We start from the raw sequence: 18,491 nt of genomic DNA on the forward strand, positions 1-18,491 counted from the left end.
TTCGTTAAGTCCAGCCAGGGCTAAAAAAAGCCTCTGAAGATTGTTATCCGCAGAGGCCTTTGACGTAAATGGTACATTCATCTCAGGTAATGCGGACAAAATAATCCTCCGGACAACAACAAATGCAGTCGCAACAGATGATCGTCATATTGTGCTTCCTGATCTTCATTTCTTTATGCTATTAACGGGTTCTTGCTGTACAGTTTCTACTTTAATGTTGCCGTCAGTTTTAGACGCATTTAATGCATTTACAATATCTTCTAATATGTCATTTACATTTTCCAGTCCAACGGAAATTCGTATCAGACCAGGGGTTATTCCTACATTTTGACGTTCTTCTTCCGTAAGTTTTGAATGAGTGGTAGAAGCCGGATGGGTAGCGATTGTCCTGGTATCACCCAGGTTTGCTGTGAGCGTTAACATCTTTAAGTTGTTCAGAAATTTCACACCTCTTTCCAACCCTCCGTTTACTTCAAAAGTAATCAGCCCGCCACCATGCCGCATTTGTTTTTGGGCCAGGGTGTAATTTGGATAGGATTTAAGAAACGGATATTTTACACTTGCCAGTTCCTCATGTCCTTCCAGGTATTCGGCAATCTTTAAAGCATTCTCACAGTGTTTCTCCATCCTTACCGGCAGTGTTTCCAGGCTCTTGGAAAGTATCCATGCATTAAATGGAGACATAGATGGGCCAGAGTGCCGGACGAAAAAACGTATTTTTTCGATCAGGTCTCGACGCCCTACAATAGCACCCCCGATCGTTCGCCCCTGACCATCTATAAACTTGGTGGCAGAATGACAGATCAAATGGGCGCCGTATTTGGCAGGTTGCTGTAAATATGGTGTGGCAAAGCAGTTATCTACATTAAGAATCAAACCGTGTTTTTCAGCCATTTGCCCTAACCATTCCAGGTCGATCAGGTCCAACCCCGGGTTTGATGGGGTCTCTACGAAGATCATTTTTGTATTGGGCCGGATCAGTGATTCCCAGGTTTCAGGACTGTTAATATCTGCATAGGTATGCGAGATACCCCATTTTGGGAATATCTGCGTAAGTATCTGGTGTGTAGAACCGAACAGAGAGCGAGATGCCAGCACATGATCACCATTTTCCAGCAAAGCGGCCATACTACTGAACATTGCAGCCATGCCGGAAGCAGTGGAAACCCCATCTTCAGTGCCTTCTAACAGTGCCAGCTTTTCTATGAATTCGTTGCTGTTAGGGTTAGAATACCGTGTGTAGATATTGCCTTCCACTTCTTCTGCAAACAGAGCCCTGGCATGCTCTGCATCATCAAAGGTGAAACTGGAAGTCATGTAAATAGGAGTCGCGTGTTCGCGTTGCAGTTGGTTGTCCGACTGGGTACGAATGGCTTGGGTTTCAAAGTGTTTTTTCTCGCTCATAAGATCTATATATGCAGCCAATCTTTCTTGGCTAATAATTCATCCTCTGTCTCTTCATAATCAGGATCAGCGACACAGCAGTCTACCGGACATACGGCTGCACATTGAGGTTCTTCATGAAAGCCCATACATTCCGTACATTTTCCTGAAACGATGTAGTAAAATTCATCTGAATAAGGTTGTTGTTCTTCGGTTGGAGCGATCACAGTACCATCTTCAAGTTCCACTTCCTCTAAACCTGTTCCTCCGCCCCAGGTCCACTCTGCCCCACCTTCATAAATGGCGGTATTAGGGCACTCCGGTTCGCATGCAGCACAGTTTATACATTCTTCAGTGATCATTATTGCCATGGTAAATAAAATTAAATGTGGTGTAAAATAGTGATTGACACAGATGTCTTTTCAATCATCTGTAGTAAGGTTTCTATCCAAGAAAGACCTTAATGAAAGAAATTAACAACAACAGCAACAACAGCAGACTAATGCTGAAGGGCAATAAGTGCTGATATTATTGTTTTTTAAACGGTACAAGCTGTGGTGCTTGAAGTGCTGTTTAGAGATGTTTGTAAAATGATTCATAGCATTCTAATTTATATGTTCCTCCGATTTCCATCGGAATGGACCAGGAATTAGCACCTTTTCGTAATAAAACTTGACAGGTTGCTAGCGCATCTTAGAGCCTGATCTCTCCGCGCTTCTTTATAAATCAAATGCTCGAAAATTTTTTTAACAGCAATTGATACTACAATAGTTGAAATAATTTACGGATTATGCAACTATTGGGTTTGAAAAAAATGACGGAAAACGTTTTCGGTCGACTTTACGACATTATTTTATTTAAATGAGAGTGGTTTTTCAAGCAGTTTAATGAAGGATCAGTCTAGGTGAAGTACACTACAGTCGGATCGTTCGGCACTATGAGAAGTAACATAGAATAACATTTTTGAACTCACTGAGTGATTTTCATTCATCAGTTACGTGTATCTTGAATACCGCTGCAAGAGGCTCCTCAAGTATTGAAGAATCTACTTAGATGTATTTATCTTAAACAAGACACTGTAACACAGTGTTTTTGACTAGTATTGAGGGTTAAATAGTTGACTTATTTTGTGTTGAATATTCTTTTCACATCTCGATCGAGGTTTTTTATCAGCATGATTTGTAGCGTGTTAAGCGTTTGCTTTGGAGATTTGCGGGCGCAAGCAGATGAAAAGTTGAGTATCAAAAGTACTTCACCCATTAAAGCTGCCGCTGATCGGTATAAGCCCCGTCCGAAGTTCATTGTATTTGAAGTGGAATCGCTCGGGAAGTTTAATGTAAATGCTTTATCGGATCTGGCTGGCAATGCCAGTGCACGTGTAAGAGAAAACCTGGTTCGGCAAGTTAAAGTCAAATTTCCAATTATTCTGAAGGAAGGATTGAACGTGATCGGAGGAGTAGATTATCGCCATGAACAGTTTAAATTTGATATGGCCTCTGAACCCGATTACCCACTTTTTCAGCGTTTTGAGGATAAACCATTAAAAAGAATCAGTACCAATTTCTATCTCAAAAAGACACTCAAAAACAAACGATTTGTTTTTGCCTATTTGAATAACTCTTTGAATAGTGATGTTCCCCAGTTTAACAATTTTGAAGATCAATTGAAGGCCTCCGTATCTTTTATATATGGTAAACAGGCTAACCCTAACAAGCAGATAGGATATGGAGTGTCCTTTGGTTATGACCTGGGGCAACCATCTGTTTTTCCTCTTTTTATTTACAACCATGATTTCAGTTTGCATTGGGGGTTGCAGTTGTTGCTTCCCAAAAGTGCACAACTTCGGTACTCGCCGTCTAATTCAATGCATTTTTATGCTATTACCGAATTAAAAGGAGCTAGCTATCATATTCAGGGAGATGTACTTAACGGCTTTGATCAGTTGGAATTCCGACGATCATCCGTAAGGTTCAATCTAAGGGTTGAACATGAAATATATGATTGGCTATGGTTCGGTGTTACTGCAGGATATCGGGTTCCTATCAATATATTTCTTTCTGAACCCAGGAAAAACCGGCGAGATAGTCTGGTAGAAGTGGATGCCCAATCCATTCAATACTATAATTTTTCCATTTTTATTGTACCTCCCACTAAGCTGTACAATCGTGCAAAAGGAAGTGGTTAATTTATAGCGTTCGATTATTTTACCTTCGCTAATGTTTGTCACATTTTCACCGGAGCATTGCTGACCTGGGAAAGGGTTACTACTTATCGATACCTGGAATTTATAAGAGGAAAAAGCTCATTGATTGATCAGGTCAAAGTTACAAGAGGGTATTTGGAAGGGGGAGAAGAGTCGGCTTTCCTTTTTGTGTCCATGGGTCCAACGCCATATTTTGTCTAATGCATTGAATGAACAATATCATTAAGTTTTCGAAAATTCTACACATCATAGATTACGGTTTAGGGTTAATGGTCTTATAAGCCATTTAATCGAATGACGATGGATAAGGACAAGATACTGACCTGTGACAAATACTATTTATTAAGAGTAATGTAGGTATCGGAAGAGAGAAGGCATGATATAGATGGAATACGTAATGGTAAAAATCGAAATAGAGGTGTTTTTGCAAGAGCCACGGTCATCCTTTATTCAAAAAGCCTCAAAACATGACATGAATCTGAAAAATGGTAAAATTCAAATATCTCAAGAGGTATTAATTGGTGTCGCTGGGTTATCTTGGAATTCATAAATCCGTAGGTCTTTTTTATTGAGAACGGGAACGACAATGTGTAGAATGAGAACAGATAATTACTACTACTGGCGTCAAATAGGATCGCCGTCCGTCAACTGACTTTGATACGATAAATGAACCATTGAATGACTATTCGATGAACCTTAACCTCCTGCTTTATGAAGATAAAAACACTGATAGTTGACGATGAGCCTATGGCCATCCGTGTCATTCAAAACTACCTGGAAAAGTTTGATGACTTTGATCTGGTAGCTATAAGTGGAGACCCTGTGGAAGCGTTTGATATCCTTAAAAATGAATGCATAGATCTTATCTTTTTAGATATTAACCTACCTATGATCAGTGGTTTGGAATTTCTCAAAAGCCTTCGTTCACCGCCTTCATGTGTTATCACTACTGCCTACAGGGAATATGCTGTTGAAAGCTTTGAACTCAATGTATTGGACTATCTGATGAAGCCTATTTCTTTTAACCGGTTTCTCAAGACAATTGATAAGATCAATCACCAGTTTTACCCTGAGCGTGCCAAAGAGGGCGCGGAAGGAGAGGATTACATGTTCATAAAAGTAGACAAACGAATGATCCGTGTTGAGCTTTCTGATATATTATATATTGAGAGCCTTAAGGATTATATTAAGATCGTTACCGGAGATGATAACTATATCACCCACCAAAGCCTGATAGGAATAGGTAAGGTTTTGCCCGAAAATAGATTTTTAAGGATACATCGTTCCTATACTGTAGCCATAGACAAAATCACTATGCTGGAGGGAAACTCTGTCAAAGTAGGTTGTCAGCAACTTCCTATAGGTCGCAATTTTCAAACCGGAGTAAAAAAGATCATTCTTAAGAAAAGCCTGGATTAGCCTACTATCTTGTTGGTTACTTTCATCACCTGCTTCTCCCCCCTTTGTCCTTTGCCTGGTGTTGATCTCCCGGTAAATATTCGCCTATAACTTACTTTTTCCCCTAGTTAGCTACACTCTTGTGCGAGTGAGCTAAAAAATTATACTCTGGTGTGTATACCTCCTAAATTGGTCTCCGGCTTTGTTCCTGTCTGTTTGTTGGCTTTATGGAAAATTCTTAACCCATAAACAATCAACGTATGGAATTAAAATTATCAACTATTGCGGAGGCATGGAGAGAAAAACTCTGTGTTGTTAAATGGAGGTATTGGTTACTTTCATGTTTGACCTGTCTTTTGTCTTTTAGTGTTACAGCACAAGTCAATACAGGTGGATCGGGTAATACCAATGATCACAATAAACAGGTCATAGGTTATATTACAAACTGGGATGCCTGGAAAGCCACCAATGCAGGAGTACCAGCGAAAGGGGCATTGAATCACCTGAATATTGATTACTCGAAGTATACCATTCTGAATTTTTCATTTTTTGGAGTAGCTGTTGACGGTTCTTTGCACAGCGGGGATCATAGAAACAAGAACATCTATCAACCGGGGGCTACTCAAGCTCCGGCCGAACTGCTTTTTAGCGATAACTATAGCAGCTGGGATTTTGATATTCTTTTTGGAGAGATAGAACGTATTACTTGGATAAATGATGCTGCCAAACAACGAGCAGAAGCATTTGGTTTTGTGGTGAATGGCAATACCTGGGGGCATCCGAAATGGAGGATCAGCAATCAGAGCGTTTCACTTGTTCCGATACCACTTCCTAAGGAGGGCGGTGCACCGGGTTTATTGGAATTAGCTCATCAAAATGGCGTGAAAGTTATGGCTTCCATTGGTGGATGGAGCATGTGTAAGCACTTTCCGGAAATGGCGGCAGATCCTGTTAAAAGAGCAAGGTTTGTAGAAGATTGCAAGACCTTGATCGAGATGGGGTTTGACGGGATCGACTTTGACTGGGAATACCCAGGGCCATTTCCGGGTATGAATTTTACCGGGAGTGAATCCGATTTTGCCAATTTTGCCATATTGGCACAGGAAGTCAGAGATGCGATAGGCCCGGGAAAGCTGCTTACCACAGTTATGGCAGCGGACCCACAAAAACTCACTGGGTACAACTGGTCTCAGATATCCAATACTTTCAATTTCTTCAATGTCATGAGTTATGACTATAATGGTGGATGGTCAAATAAAGCAGGCCATAATTCACCAGTGTATCCGTACGATGGTGCTGAAGCTCCTGATTTTAACTGGCAGTCTACGCTCAACGCACTGAAAGCACTTAATGTACCATTGAATAAGATAAATTTTGGCATTCCGTTTTATGGACGAGGAGTTATAACAGACGGTAATGCGACCGTCAATGCACCTACGGTTAAAAGGTCGGAAACCATACAGCCGGATGGGCCTGTACAAACGTGCGCTGACTATACCAATTGGCCACGAGAGGTATATGATGGCACTCCCAACCACTTCTTTATTAAGCAAAAAACCGGTGCCGGAAGTGGTTGGACAAAACACTGGGACGATCAGGCGAAAGTACCTTACATGACCAAAGGAAACTATTTCCTGAGCTATGACGACGAAGAATCCGTGGGCATTAAATCTAAGTTTATCAACGATAATAGCCTCGCAGGGACCATCATCTGGACTGTATTCGGTGACCTGGAAATGAGTGGTTCCGCCCAGTCTTTTGGAGTGAAATTGAAAAGGTGGTCTAATGTAAAATCTCCACTGGTGAATAAGATCAACGAAGTTTTTGCCTCTGAAGGCGGTAGTAGCAATCAACTTCCTGTGGTTTCTATCACCTCACCACAACCCGGAGCTACATTTACGGTGGGAGCCAATGTAACTATCATGGCTACTGCCAGTGATAGTGATGGATCTGTATCCATGGTTGAGTTTTACCAGGGTAATACAAAACTGGGAGAGGATCAAACCGCTCCTTATAGCTTCACATGGAACAATGCTTCGGTTGGCAGCCACTCTTTGATTGCCAAAGCAATTGATAATGATAATGCCGAAGGTGCTTCTTTAGCGGTTAATATAACCATAACCGGCAGCGGTAGTACCTGTACTGAACCGGCCTGGATATCAGGTCAGGGCTATTCCGGTGGGGCCGTGGTATCCTACCAGGGGCGTAAATACAGAGCGAAATGGTGGACGAACCAAAATCCGGCACAAAGTTCTGAATGGGAAGATCTTGGCCCTTGTGATGGCGGTAATAGCGGTCCGTGTAGTGCGCCTGCCTGGGTATCCGGTCAGGGATATTCCGGAGGGTCTGTGGTGTCTTATGAAGGCCGTGAGTACAAAGCCAAATGGTGGACGAACCAAAACCCGGCTCAAAGTTCAGAGTGGGAAGACCTCGGGCCATGCGAAGGCGGAGGAAATAACAACGCTCCCCAGGTTTCTATTACTTCTCCACAGCCAGGGGCCACTTTTACGGAAGGAGGTAGCGTCACTATTGAAGCCAGTGCTTCAGATAGTGACGGGTCCGTTGCCAAAGTAGAGTTTTACAATGGAGGTACCAAGCTTGGTGAAGATTTAAGCCAGCCCTACAGTTTTACGTGGAATAATGTGTCATCAGGTAGCCACTCTCTGATAGTGAAAGCCATAGACGATGATAATGCTACAGGCACATCTTCTTCAGTTAATATAACCGTCAATGGTGATGGGGGTTGCGGTAATGCAGGTTTCAAAGTAGTTGGATACATGCCATCTTGGGCAGGCAGTCCAAATTCTATTGATTACAAGAAGCTTACCCATATTAATTATGCTTTTGCATTACCCAGAAGCAATGGTACAATAGAACCTGTTCCAAATGCAGGAAAGCTTCAGCAGATCGTTTCTCTGGCCCATCAGCAGGGAGTAAAAGTCCTGATCGCTGTAGGAGGTTGGGATATTGGTGATGGAGGAGGTAACGACAGTCGTTTTACTCAGCTGGCATCTTCTTCAGCTACCAGAACTGCTTTCGTAAATAACCTGATCAATCTTATTGGACAGTATAACCTTGATGGTGTGGATATGGACTGGGAATACCCCAGGGAAGGCAGCGAACCTCAGAACTTTGAATTATTAATGCAGGAACTTGGACAAGCGCTGCATAGTCGGGGTAAGTTGCTCACTGCGGCGGTAGTTGCCTCCGGATGGACCGCAGATGGTGTTTTGACCGGAGTCTTTGATGATGTGGATTTTCTGAACTTAATGGCATATGATGGTGGTAATCCACACTCACCGTATAGCTATTCGGTGCAGTCCTTAAACTATTGGGTGGGAAGAGGTTTGCCACGGTCGAAGGCCATCATAGGTGTACCTTTTTATGGAAGGAATGGCGGTCAGTTTGTCACATACAGAGACCTTCTGGCACAAGGTGCCAGCGCTAATTCGGATCAGTTTAATGGATTCAGCTATAACGGCATTCCGACGATCAAGTCAAAAACTGAATTGGCATTGCAGAGTGCCGGGGGAATTATGATCTGGGAGCTGTCACAGGATTCCGGTAGCCCTCAGACATCACTACTTACTGCAATAAACCAGGTAGCAGGTGATCCTTGCGGCGGAAATGGAAATAACAATGCTCCCACAGTTTCAGTTACTTCTCCATCCAACGGAAGCATTTTTACGGTAGGAGATAACATTGTGATCAATGCCACCGCATCTGACAGTGACGGTAATGTCACCAAAGTCGAATTCTATGCCGGCGCTGTTAAATTAGGAGAAGACTTAAGTCAACCTTACAGCTATACCTGGGCGAATGCAGCCTTAGGAAGCTATTCTATTACAGCGAAGGCTATAGATAATGATAATCTCACAGGAACTTCATCTGCAGTCAGTATGACTGTAAATCAATCCGGTGGAGGAAGTTGTGATGCCAACCAATATGTGGAAAATGGAGGTTACCAGGAAGGTAGCAGGGTACAAAACAATGGTAACCTGTATGAATGTAGACCCTTTCCTAATAGCGGATGGTGTAATGGCGCTTCCTGGGCTTATGGACCAGGAGAAGGTGCATACTGGGAAGATGCGTGGACACTGATAGGTCCTTGTAACGCTGACCCTCAGGCGCGGTCTGCATCCACCTCCAAGGAAAGTGTGATGGAAAACAGTTTAGCCGACCCTGTAGTATACCCTAACCCATTTACGAATGAACTGAACATCACTTTTGCCCTGGATGAAACCAAGCCGGTTTCCCTGATTATGATGGATAGATCAGGGCGTGAAATAGATGTGATACTGAATAGTAAAAAGCTAGACCCGGGAGTTCATACGATCAAATGGGATGCTGGGAATTTGCCTTCAGGACTCTACTTTTATCGTTTGTTGCATGGAGATAAAGTGCAGAATTTAAAGCTATTTAAAGAATAACTCCTCTGTTTTAACAGGTTCTCCCCGTTTCAATGAGACCGGGAGAACCTGTTTCTTATAAAACAACTCAAAACGGTTCTGATAATTTCTACGCTAACAATAGCACTATGAAGATCAAGAAAACTTTACCTGATCCGGGGAACTTGATACAGTTCTTGCTGGTCCTTCCTTTTGTCTTTTCTATGGCAATGGCCCAAAACACACCGGTAGAGCAAAACGGGCAATTGAAAGTATGCGGTACAAAACTTTGTAATCAATATAATAACCCTATTCAATTGAGAGGCATGAGCACTCATGGTATTCAATGGTATGGATGGGATGACTGTCTTACCGAGGCCTCATTAGATGCCCTGGCTTATGACTGGGAAGCAGATATCTTGCGTATCTCGCTTTATGTACAGGAAGGTGGTTATGAGACGGATCCTGTAGGCTTTACCAACCAGGTCAGTCGTTTGATCAATGAGGCTACTGAGCGTGGAATGTACGCTTTGGTCGATTGGCATCAACTTAACCCCGGAGACCCTAATGACAATCTGGAGAATGCCAGGAAGTTCTTTACAGATATTGCCACACAGCACAAAAACAAGAACAACATCATCTACGATATTTGCAATGAGCCCAATGGATCCTCAGTGACGTGGAATCGTATAAAAACCTATGCAGACCAGATCATTCCTGTCATTAAAGGAATTGATAATGATGCGGTCATTCTGGTAGGTACTCATGGATGGGCTACTTTCGGAGTCTCTGGTCAGGGTAGCCTCCAGGATGTTATTGACAATCCTCTTCGCTTTGATAACATCATGTATACTTTTCATTTCTATGCCAAGAGTCACCGGGATACTTATTTGAATACATTGGACCGGGCGTCTGATGTCTTACCTGTTTTTGTGACCGAGTTCGGCTCACAGGAATATACTGGTGATGGGCCAAATGACTTTGTCATGACTCAACGTTACATCGATCTGATGCAGCGTAAAAAGATCAGTTGGACGAATTGGAATTTTTCAGATGATTTCAGGTCCGGGGCAGTATGGGAGTCCGGTACCTGTTCAAATGGACCCTGGACTGTGGGGCGTCTTAAGCCGGCCGGAACCTGGATACGGGAAAAAATAAGGTTTCCGGCGGACAATTTTCCAGGGGGTGATCCCAACCCTATCCAATCACCCTATGGAGGAACGCCATGGTCTGTACCGGGTAGTCTGGAAGCGGAAAACTATGATGCAGGAGGCCAGGGCATCGCGTTCAACGACCTAACTAACGTTAATGAAGGTAATGCCTATCGTGATGATCCGGTAGACATAGAAGTATGTACAGATACCGGAGGTGGATACAATGTGGGGTGGATAGTAAATGGAGAGTGGTTGGAATATACGGTAGACGTGGCCACTTCCGGAACCTACATGATGGAAGCAAGGGTAGCGGCTGAGGCTCCTGGAAAGAGCTTTCACTTTGAAGTAGAAGGACAAATCGTTAGTAATTCTGTCTCCGTTCCTAATACCGGTGGTTGGCAAAACTGGCAGACTGTTTCAACAGCAGTTTCATTAAATGCAGGAGTGCAGGTGATTCGTGTTGTGATGGAAAGTGATAATTTCAACCTGAACTCGATGACCTTTAGGCTTGATAGCGGTCCGGGTATTGATATCAAACATGAGTTTTTTGATGATTTTACCTACACGGGTTATGCTGACCCTGAGATGCTGGGTTTTGGGTGGAATATAGTAGATGGTGTAAGCGGTCCTACCGAAGGTTCACTATACAAAAAAGAACAGGTTCAGTTTGTTAGCGACCCGCAGTTACCTGGTAACAAGGTGATGCATGTGATCAATAAGGCGGCGGGAACTGCTTCCAGCATCCAAAATGCCCGGATAGAATCTCAAAAGATATTCTTTGAAGGCACCTATGCTGCACGTGTATATTTTGATAGTTCTCCGGCCAGCTCTATGGATGGGAATGTGGAAACTTTTTATACCATTAACTGGTCCCCTGGCAATCCAAATTATTCAGAACTTGATTTTGAATACCTGCCTTACAACGTGTGGGGTGATCGGAGTAAGAAGACCATGCATACTACTTCCTGGGCACGGGCCGGAGAAGTTAGTGATAATGCCAATACCCAGGAATACAATGACTTTCAGGGGTGGCATGATCTCGTGATCCAGGCATCAGATGGTCAAAATGTACGTTATTTTATAGACGGCCGGTTAATGGCTACCCATACTGTTTCGGATAGAGGCAATAGTGTTTATCCCCGTATGAACATGCAGATTGCTTTTGCCAATTGGATATTTTTTAATGATCAGGACGGGTTGAATCCATCCGGACAGCAAAGAACAACAACGATGAAAGTGGACTGGGTGTATCATGCCAAAAATGTAGCGCTTTCACTTTCGGAGGTTTCCGGTAGGGTGGAAGCGATACGCAATAACAATCTTGAAAGACTTAATACCATGGAAGAGAGTCAGGCAGACGGGCCTCCTACAGTGGCTATTACTTCTCCTCAGCCCGGAACAACTTATATGGAGGGCGATGATATTACCGTCACGGCTATTGCTTCGGACCAGGAGGGTCCGATCACCAAAGTGGAGTTCTATCGGGATGGCACGAAGGTGTTTGATGACTTTTCAGCGCCTTATACCTTCAGCTGGAATAATGTTTCTGAAGGCAGTTACCAATGGTATGCCAGGGCGTATGATAACAGCGGAAAGAATTCCGATTCCAATACAATAATTGTTACAGTAAGCAATAGTAACAGCGATTGTAATGTAGCTCAGTATGTGGATGGTAATACCTATGATAGCGGTGATATGATTCAGCATAATGGAAATAAATACCGTTGTAAAGTAGGAGGTTGGTGTGCCATAGGTGGGCCTTATGAACCGGGTATAGGTTGGGCATCAGGAGACGCCTGGGAAGATTTAGGGACATGTAGTACGGCCGGTCTGGCAGTCAGTAATCGACTGGATGCTGAATGTTCCGCTTCGCCTTATGTCAACGGGTCTGCTTATGGCAATGGTGATGAGGTTCAAAACGATGGCAAAAAATACCGCTGTAAAGTAGGAGGGTGGTGTACGATAGGCGGACCATATGAGCCTGGTAAAGGCTGGGCCTGGCCGATGGCATGGGAAGAACTGGGAGAATGCACCGGTGGTAACATGCTTCCGGAAGTAACTTCACTCACTACTGCTATCATTTATGCAGATTCACTGCCTGTAACAGCACCCTTTCGTGTGAGGGCAAAAGATCCGGATGGTAGCATTTCAAGTGTTACTGTTAACATTACAGGAGGTAACTTGCCCTTGTTACCAAAAGGAGGGGATGTCTATGAGTCAAACTGGTCTTTTTCAGACTATGGCACATATACTTATACCGGGCAGGCTTATGATAATCAAGAAGGAGTTTCCTTGTTTACCTTTGAAATTACTATTAAGGAACCTTTGCCGGCAGGAGATTTTTTAGTCTCACCGCAGGAATATGATAGTTTTTTCCCCTACCGATATGGTACCGATCTGGTAAATTACGAGCTGGATCCTGCCAAAGATTTTTTCACCTACCAGGCTTTTTTGGAAGCGATAGAGCGGATGAAGAACATTGAAGTGGTTTTTGAAAGACGCTCAGAAACAAACCTTTATCGTCTGACCCGGAAAGATAAAACTACCCATCAATCTCAGATTATTCGTGTGGACCAGGACTTTGATGCAGACTGGAACCTATCCAAACCTATTGTTACTCAAGTGGTCGATTATGAAAAGTTTGCCACCGAGGGTGATGAGATCACAAAAAAGCGTGAGTTGTCAGCTTTCCTGGCCAACATTGCACAGGAAACTACCGGAGGCTGGGATACCGCTCCGGGTGGAAGATATGCCTGGGGGCTTCATTTTCGGGAAGAAGTGGGTTATGGTCAACCTGGCGCCCCGTTGGCTTATCGAGATGAAAATAATGCCAACTATCCGGCCGCTCCGGGTAAATCTTACCACGGCAGAGGCCCGATACAATTGAGCTGGAATTATAATTACGGACAGGTAAGTGAGTTTTTGTTTGGAGACAAAAATGTGCTGCTCAACCAACCTGAATTAGTAGTTCAGGATGCTGCACTGGCTTTCCAGACGGCCATATGGTTCTGGATGACCCCTCAATTCCCAAAACCTTCCGCACATGATGTAATGGTCGGTAGCTGGACTCCCTCGACCTATGATCAACAGCGAAACAGGTTGCCGGGATTTGGCATGACCGTGAATATCATTAACGGAGGATTGGAATGTGGTAAGGGCACGGAGATCGCTAAGGTGGTCCATAGGATCGGGCATTATGAGCGTTTTTCCGGTATTTTGGGAGTTACTACGGACCTGGATGGTACAAACGACTGCTCAGAATGTGGTTGTTCGGGTATGGGGCCTTTTTATGGTTTAGAACCTGAACCTGCCTCCAATGCAAGGAAAATGCCGGAAGAAAGTGCAGGTATATCCTTTTCCGGGGGAGTGGTGCAGATGACCTCTTATCCGAACCCTTTTCGTGATGAGGTTTTCTTCTCCTTAAAACTGGATCGTGAAGCAAAGATCAGCATCATGATCTTCAATACTTCAGGAGAGAAAATGAAATCGGTGGCGGAAGATCAGGTCTTCGAAAAGGGCAGTTATACACTTTCCGCGGATACCCAAAATTATCCTGCGGGTGTATATTATTACCATATTACACTAGACAAACACTTGAAAGTACTTAAGCTTATCAAAAGATGAGGCTTATTAAGTGAGGATGAAGAGTTGCTAAGTCATTGACTGTAAGTGTGGTGATTTTTGGATACAGGCACTTACAGAAGGGCCAAACCGGTAGTTTTCATTTATCAACACGTTATGATAAATGAATGATTCCGGTTAAAGAGCCTTAGAGTAGCAGAATATAGGTAAGGGTTGTTTTTGAAAGGGAGTTGGGGGCTCCCCTTCTTAAACGCTCTTTTCCTTTTCAGTTATTGGAAAATAAAGGTTTGATAAAGTTTAATTCATTTCCGGTCTGAAAGGAGACTCGATCTTTCGTCTAAATAGAGCATTAAGTAAAAATGACTTAATGATAGATATGAATCACTTTATCAAGGAAAATAATAATGCCAACGGCTGTTGCTGTAATTGAAGTGATCAATACAGCTCCGGCAGAAAGGTCTTTTACTAATCCTATTCCCGGATGACGTTGTGGGTGGAGGTGGTCTATTAATTTTTCGATGGCTGTATTAAAAGTTTCTGCTGTCAATACAAGTCCGATCATTACAATGATACAGACCCATTCCATCCGGTCCAGGCTAAGAAAACAGCCTAGAGTAATGGTGATTATGGCTGCGACTGTTTGATATAGAATATTATTTTCATGGCAAAAAACGTAACGAATTCCTTTAATGGCATATCCGTAACTCCGTAAATTCTTATTCAGGCTATCTCTTAAAGCGTTCATGGCGGATCAATGTTTGTAACATGAAGTAAATAATAAAAAGCAAAGCAGAGAAACCCAGGGTCATTTTTAGTGCCTGTACATTGGTAAGTTGCCCGAAGGTATCTACCAGAAGCGCCAACGGGCGGGTAAACAGGTCCCAGCTATTCCAGCGCTGTACGCGGCCCAGGTATATGCCGTAACCAGATAATATAAGACTTACGGATATAAGAATCCATGACCTCGTAATGGTAAGGTATCGATTGATGAGCTGATGGATGATATGAAGAGAGTAGATACCCACAATGAGTCCGGTAAATGCACAAGAAAAAAGTAATAAGGTGTCTGCCCAGATGGCCGGATTGAAGCGGTTATTTAAATGCACCAGGTCCGTAATGAGATATGGAGCATTTGGAAAAAACAATAGCCACAAACAAAACATTATGCAGGCCTTCCATTTTTTCAATAGGCCGAATGTCATCCTGTGTCGCCATAAAAGAGCAAAAAATAAAGGTACCCAGGCTAAAAACAGGTTCCAGGCCAGGAAAAAGTAAGTAAAATTGGACGACCTCAAATAGCTCATAATGATGAGTAATAGGCAGAATACAGTCAGTTGTGCCAGTACACCAACCGGAGTGCTGACATATCTTATAGCTTTCAACATTTTATTATGCGGTTGCTTCATTGTGTTTTCTTTAGAGTTGGTTTGAAATAGTTAGTCGAAAAAAAGTACCATCCGGTAATGGCTGACAGGTAGGTGCTGATCGCCAGTGAGGATGAAAAAGACTCGAAATCGGAGACATAGCAAACTATCCCTCCGGGTATTCCGAAAGTGAATAGATAAAATGGGAGTACCTTCTCAAATATTTCTAGCGTGTCCCTTGACGAATGACGTTCATACCACAACGTTAAAGGCGCAAAAAAAAGACAGCCTGCCACGAAAGCAATGATCCAGCATATTAAAGTGCCAAAGAAAAAGATCATGAACCATAGGGTTTGGTCCAGATGCTTTTCCAATACTGTAAATGGCACTAAAAAGTAGATCATGGATAACGGGCCAAGTTTTGCAGACATTTTGACGATGGAAACAGCTGTGTTCATTGTGTCGCTACTTCAAGTTCCTGGAAAGTTTGATCATCGCGGTAATTCCAGGATTGCCAACCCTGCTTCTCCATACGTTCGTAAAAGTCTTTTCTTTTAGTTTGGAGTAGGTTTCTGTAAGAATCCCTGGTCAGGAGGCCATTGTTTTCCCATGATTGAAGTAATGGAAGGTTAGCGTCCGACAACTTGATCAGGTATTCAAAGTCTACTTCCTTATTTTGCTTGTAATTGACCTGTGTAATGATTTTGTCCCAGTTCCATATACTCATGGTACAAAGAAGTCCGTAGGCCACCCAGCTATTTCTTCGGATTAAATACCATAGGTTTTTCTTATTTACCACTTTCAGATAGGTGGTAAGCAAGCCTGCCAGCGCCAGAAAAAGATAGACAAACACTCCGATACGTTTGTAAGTGAGGCTGTATTCTTCTATGTAAAGGGCATTTTTATAGGCTGTGGTCAATGCGAGTACTATGTTTTGAATAATCCATACATAGGCAAATAACAGCATCCTGCTTTTGTCCGGATAGAAGTTAAGATTGGACCTCAGAAAGTAGAGAATAATAAGGATCGCCAATATAATGGAGACAATAAGTGTATAAACGCCTTGATGTACATATTCGGAATAAGAAAGTCCTTCAGGTAATGTGGCACCAAGTACATACCGGATATCAACAATATTAAAGACCAGAAGCAGGATATTCAGGAAGAACAAAAGTATCATGCCAGTTTTCAATTCGAACTTCAAAGCCAACGGGTGGAATATTAGTTTTCGATTTCTCCTTTTGCGTTCTATGCGATTGCCTGCATCTATGTCCATTTTGATAAGGTGGTTCAATCGGACACCATAGAAACATCCAAATAGCAGAAAACTACCGATCATAGTGAATCGTACCCAGCCCCAGGAAATAAAATCAAGGTCAATGCTTTTGATGAAACTTGAAAATGCAGGATTGGCATTGGCGTAGAGACTCAGGAAGATCAAGGTGATCAATGCAGGTAGCGCAAAACTTCCGAAACGTAATAGCTTGAGTTCGTGACTTGATACCCGGCGTTCAGGATGGGTTTCTTTTGCCGGTTTTTGATGAAAATATCTCGCCAAATAAATAAAAGGGGAAGCCATAATAGAATATACAGCATTCAGAAGGGTCACGAACATGGAAGTTTTTGAATTTAATGAATATCCCAATAGTACGAGAGTGGATAGAACGCTTGCAGTTATCGCGAGATCGGAATGAATCATGATAACAGCTATTGAGGTGATCAAACTTGTGGATGCAAGTACCAGTATGGGTTTACTGACAGTGTTGAAAGACCGATCAATAAAAATAGCAGCCAGTAAGGTCAGATTGAAAATTGGGAGATTAATACCTATGTCATGTTCATAAAACAAGTAGGAATAAATAATAATGGTTAAGAGTAGCAGAAGGTCCCGGCGTTTTATATTGCTCATAATGTTTTGTTTAAAAGTACTTTGTAATTCAAAGTGATAAAATAAATTTTTTTCCTTTATTTAATGCATGCAATGCTCTCGAACTGATCTTGATCTTTCATTTTATTCATTGCCTTTGATCAATGCTTCTAATGCTTTTATATGATCGTTAAATGCTGACTTTCCTTCTTCGGTAACGCTGTATTTCGTATTCGGCTTTCTACCGATAAATTCCTTTTTCATCGTAATGTAAGCAGTTTTTTCCAGGGCCTTAAGATGACTTGCCAGGTTACCGTCCGTCACATTGATCAGCTCTTTTAAGGAGTTGAAGTCCACGAAATCATTTACCATTAATGCAGACATAATACCCAGCCGCACACGGTTTTCAAATGCCTTATTTAGTTTTTCGATAAGGTGTTTCACCGTTCGTATTTAAAATACATTACAGTACCATACAGGATGTGAAGTATTCCAAAACCAATGGCCCAAAACAAGAGCCCATAACCCACATACACGAAGGCCAGTAACCCGATAACGATTTCAGTTAAGCCCAGGTAGCGTATATCCTTAAAAGTGTGATGACTGGCATTGATCAACGATAGCCCATAAAAGACTAATGTAGAGGGGGCTACCATCGTATAATAACCATTATTTAAAAGTATAACACATACCATACCTCCTGTGCCCAGTGGGATCAACAAATTGATCAACAATCGTTTGGTAGTATGGTCCCATATTTTTAATCCCTGGATCTTTGCCTTTCGTGTAGTGAAAAAAATACCCGTACTCAAAGCCAGGAAAAGGACCAGGCCCGCCACGATGAGCATGAACTGTACGTCGCTGGTATAGGAATGGGCATAGCTCCGGCTGTACAGCATTCCATCCGAAGTGTACATTCGATCAAATACCAACCAGGCGCCGACTAATGCATACACCCCGGCAAAAACGCCGGAAAGGCCGCTGAGTGAAATGAAACGTGATGAACGTTCCATCATGTTTTTTATTTCAGAGATCTCGCTCAGGTACTGATCTTTGCTATTCATTTCAAAAGTACTTTGTGATTCAAAGTAACTACACGTAAATGAAAAAACAAAGTTTCATTTAGAATAAAAAAACCAGCGTGTAATTGCA

At 42.6% G+C, this 18,491-nt stretch carries 12 protein-coding genes and 1 riboswitch; of the genes, 4 read left to right on the plus strand and 8 right to left on the minus strand.

From position 1 onward, the window contains the following. Positions 1–165: 165 nt before the first annotated feature. Both FNH22_RS17235 and FNH22_RS17240 read right to left on the minus strand, forming a co-directional pair. Positions 166–1,404 carry a PLP-dependent aspartate aminotransferase family protein gene (locus FNH22_RS17235; RefSeq protein WP_143399672.1) on the minus strand — a complete coding sequence of 413 codons (1,239 nt, stop codon included), beginning with the start codon at positions 1,402–1,404 and terminating at the stop codon, positions 166–168. Between the two features lie 5 nt (positions 1,405–1,409). Continuing rightward, on the minus strand, positions 1,410–1,754 hold the full coding sequence (locus FNH22_RS17240; RefSeq protein ID WP_143399673.1) for a ferredoxin: 345 nt from the start codon (positions 1,752–1,754) through the stop codon (positions 1,410–1,412). 236 nt (positions 1,755–1,990) lie between these two features. Beyond that, positions 1,991–2,111, minus strand: a riboswitch (SAM riboswitch). Between the two features lie 506 nt (positions 2,112–2,617). Here FNH22_RS17240 and FNH22_RS17245 point away from each other — a divergent pair. The 4 genes from FNH22_RS17245 (at position 2,618) to FNH22_RS17260 (ending at position 14,150) form a co-directional block, all read left to right on the plus strand. Further along, on the plus strand, positions 2,618–3,568 hold the full coding sequence (locus tag FNH22_RS17245; protein ID WP_185154269.1) for a DUF6268 family outer membrane beta-barrel protein: 951 nt from the start codon (positions 2,618–2,620) through the stop codon (positions 3,566–3,568). Between the two features lie 729 nt (positions 3,569–4,297). Next, entirely contained in the window at positions 4,298–5,005 is a 708-nt protein-coding gene (locus tag FNH22_RS17250; RefSeq protein WP_143399675.1) for a LytTR family DNA-binding domain-containing protein, read from the plus strand. Positions 5,006–5,244: 239 nt separating this feature from the next. Then, the gene (locus FNH22_RS17255) at positions 5,245–9,414 is read left to right on the plus strand and encodes a glycosyl hydrolase family 18 protein (RefSeq protein ID WP_143399676.1); all 4,170 of its coding nucleotides are present in this window, start codon (positions 5,245–5,247) and stop codon (positions 9,412–9,414) included. A gap of 107 nt (positions 9,415–9,521) precedes the next feature. Beyond that, positions 9,522–14,150, plus strand: a complete 4,629-nt coding sequence (locus tag FNH22_RS17260) for a glycoside hydrolase family 19 protein (RefSeq protein WP_143399677.1) — start codon at positions 9,522–9,524, stop codon at positions 14,148–14,150. Positions 14,151–14,472: 322 nt separating this feature from the next. Here the strand turns inward: FNH22_RS17260 and FNH22_RS17265 are convergent, their stop codons facing one another. The 6 genes from FNH22_RS17265 to FNH22_RS17290 form a co-directional block, all read right to left on the minus strand. Next, the gene (locus FNH22_RS17265) at positions 14,473–14,853 is read right to left on the minus strand and encodes a diacylglycerol kinase family protein (RefSeq protein ID WP_143399678.1); all 381 of its coding nucleotides are present in this window, start codon (positions 14,851–14,853) and stop codon (positions 14,473–14,475) included. Further along, on the minus strand, positions 14,834–15,514 hold the full coding sequence (locus FNH22_RS17270; RefSeq protein ID WP_143399679.1) for a DUF1361 domain-containing protein: 681 nt from the start codon (positions 15,512–15,514) through the stop codon (positions 14,834–14,836). The genes FNH22_RS17265 and FNH22_RS17270 overlap by 20 nt, the downstream gene beginning before the upstream one ends. Continuing rightward, the gene (locus FNH22_RS17275; RefSeq protein WP_143399680.1) at positions 15,511–15,930 is read right to left on the minus strand and encodes a hypothetical protein; all 420 of its coding nucleotides are present in this window, start codon (positions 15,928–15,930) and stop codon (positions 15,511–15,513) included. Before FNH22_RS17275 ends, FNH22_RS17270 begins: the two co-directional genes overlap by 4 nt. Further along, complete coding sequence (locus FNH22_RS17280) at positions 15,927–17,381, minus strand: DUF4173 domain-containing protein (protein WP_143399681.1); 1,455 nt, start codon at positions 17,379–17,381, stop codon at positions 15,927–15,929. Before FNH22_RS17280 ends, FNH22_RS17275 begins: the two co-directional genes overlap by 4 nt. A 102-nt stretch (positions 17,382–17,483) precedes the next feature. After that, positions 17,484–17,783, minus strand: coding sequence for a transcriptional regulator (locus FNH22_RS17285; RefSeq protein WP_143399682.1), 300 nt, complete (start codon positions 17,781–17,783; stop codon positions 17,484–17,486). Beyond that, entirely contained in the window at positions 17,780–18,403 is a 624-nt protein-coding gene (locus tag FNH22_RS17290) for a hypothetical protein (RefSeq protein WP_143399683.1), read from the minus strand. Before FNH22_RS17290 ends, FNH22_RS17285 begins: the two co-directional genes overlap by 4 nt. Positions 18,404–18,491 lie beyond the last annotated feature (88 nt).

This window comes from Fulvivirga sp. M361 (assembly GCF_007097395.1).
In the GTDB taxonomy this organism is placed as follows: domain Bacteria; phylum Bacteroidota; class Bacteroidia; order Cytophagales; family Cyclobacteriaceae; genus Fulvivirga.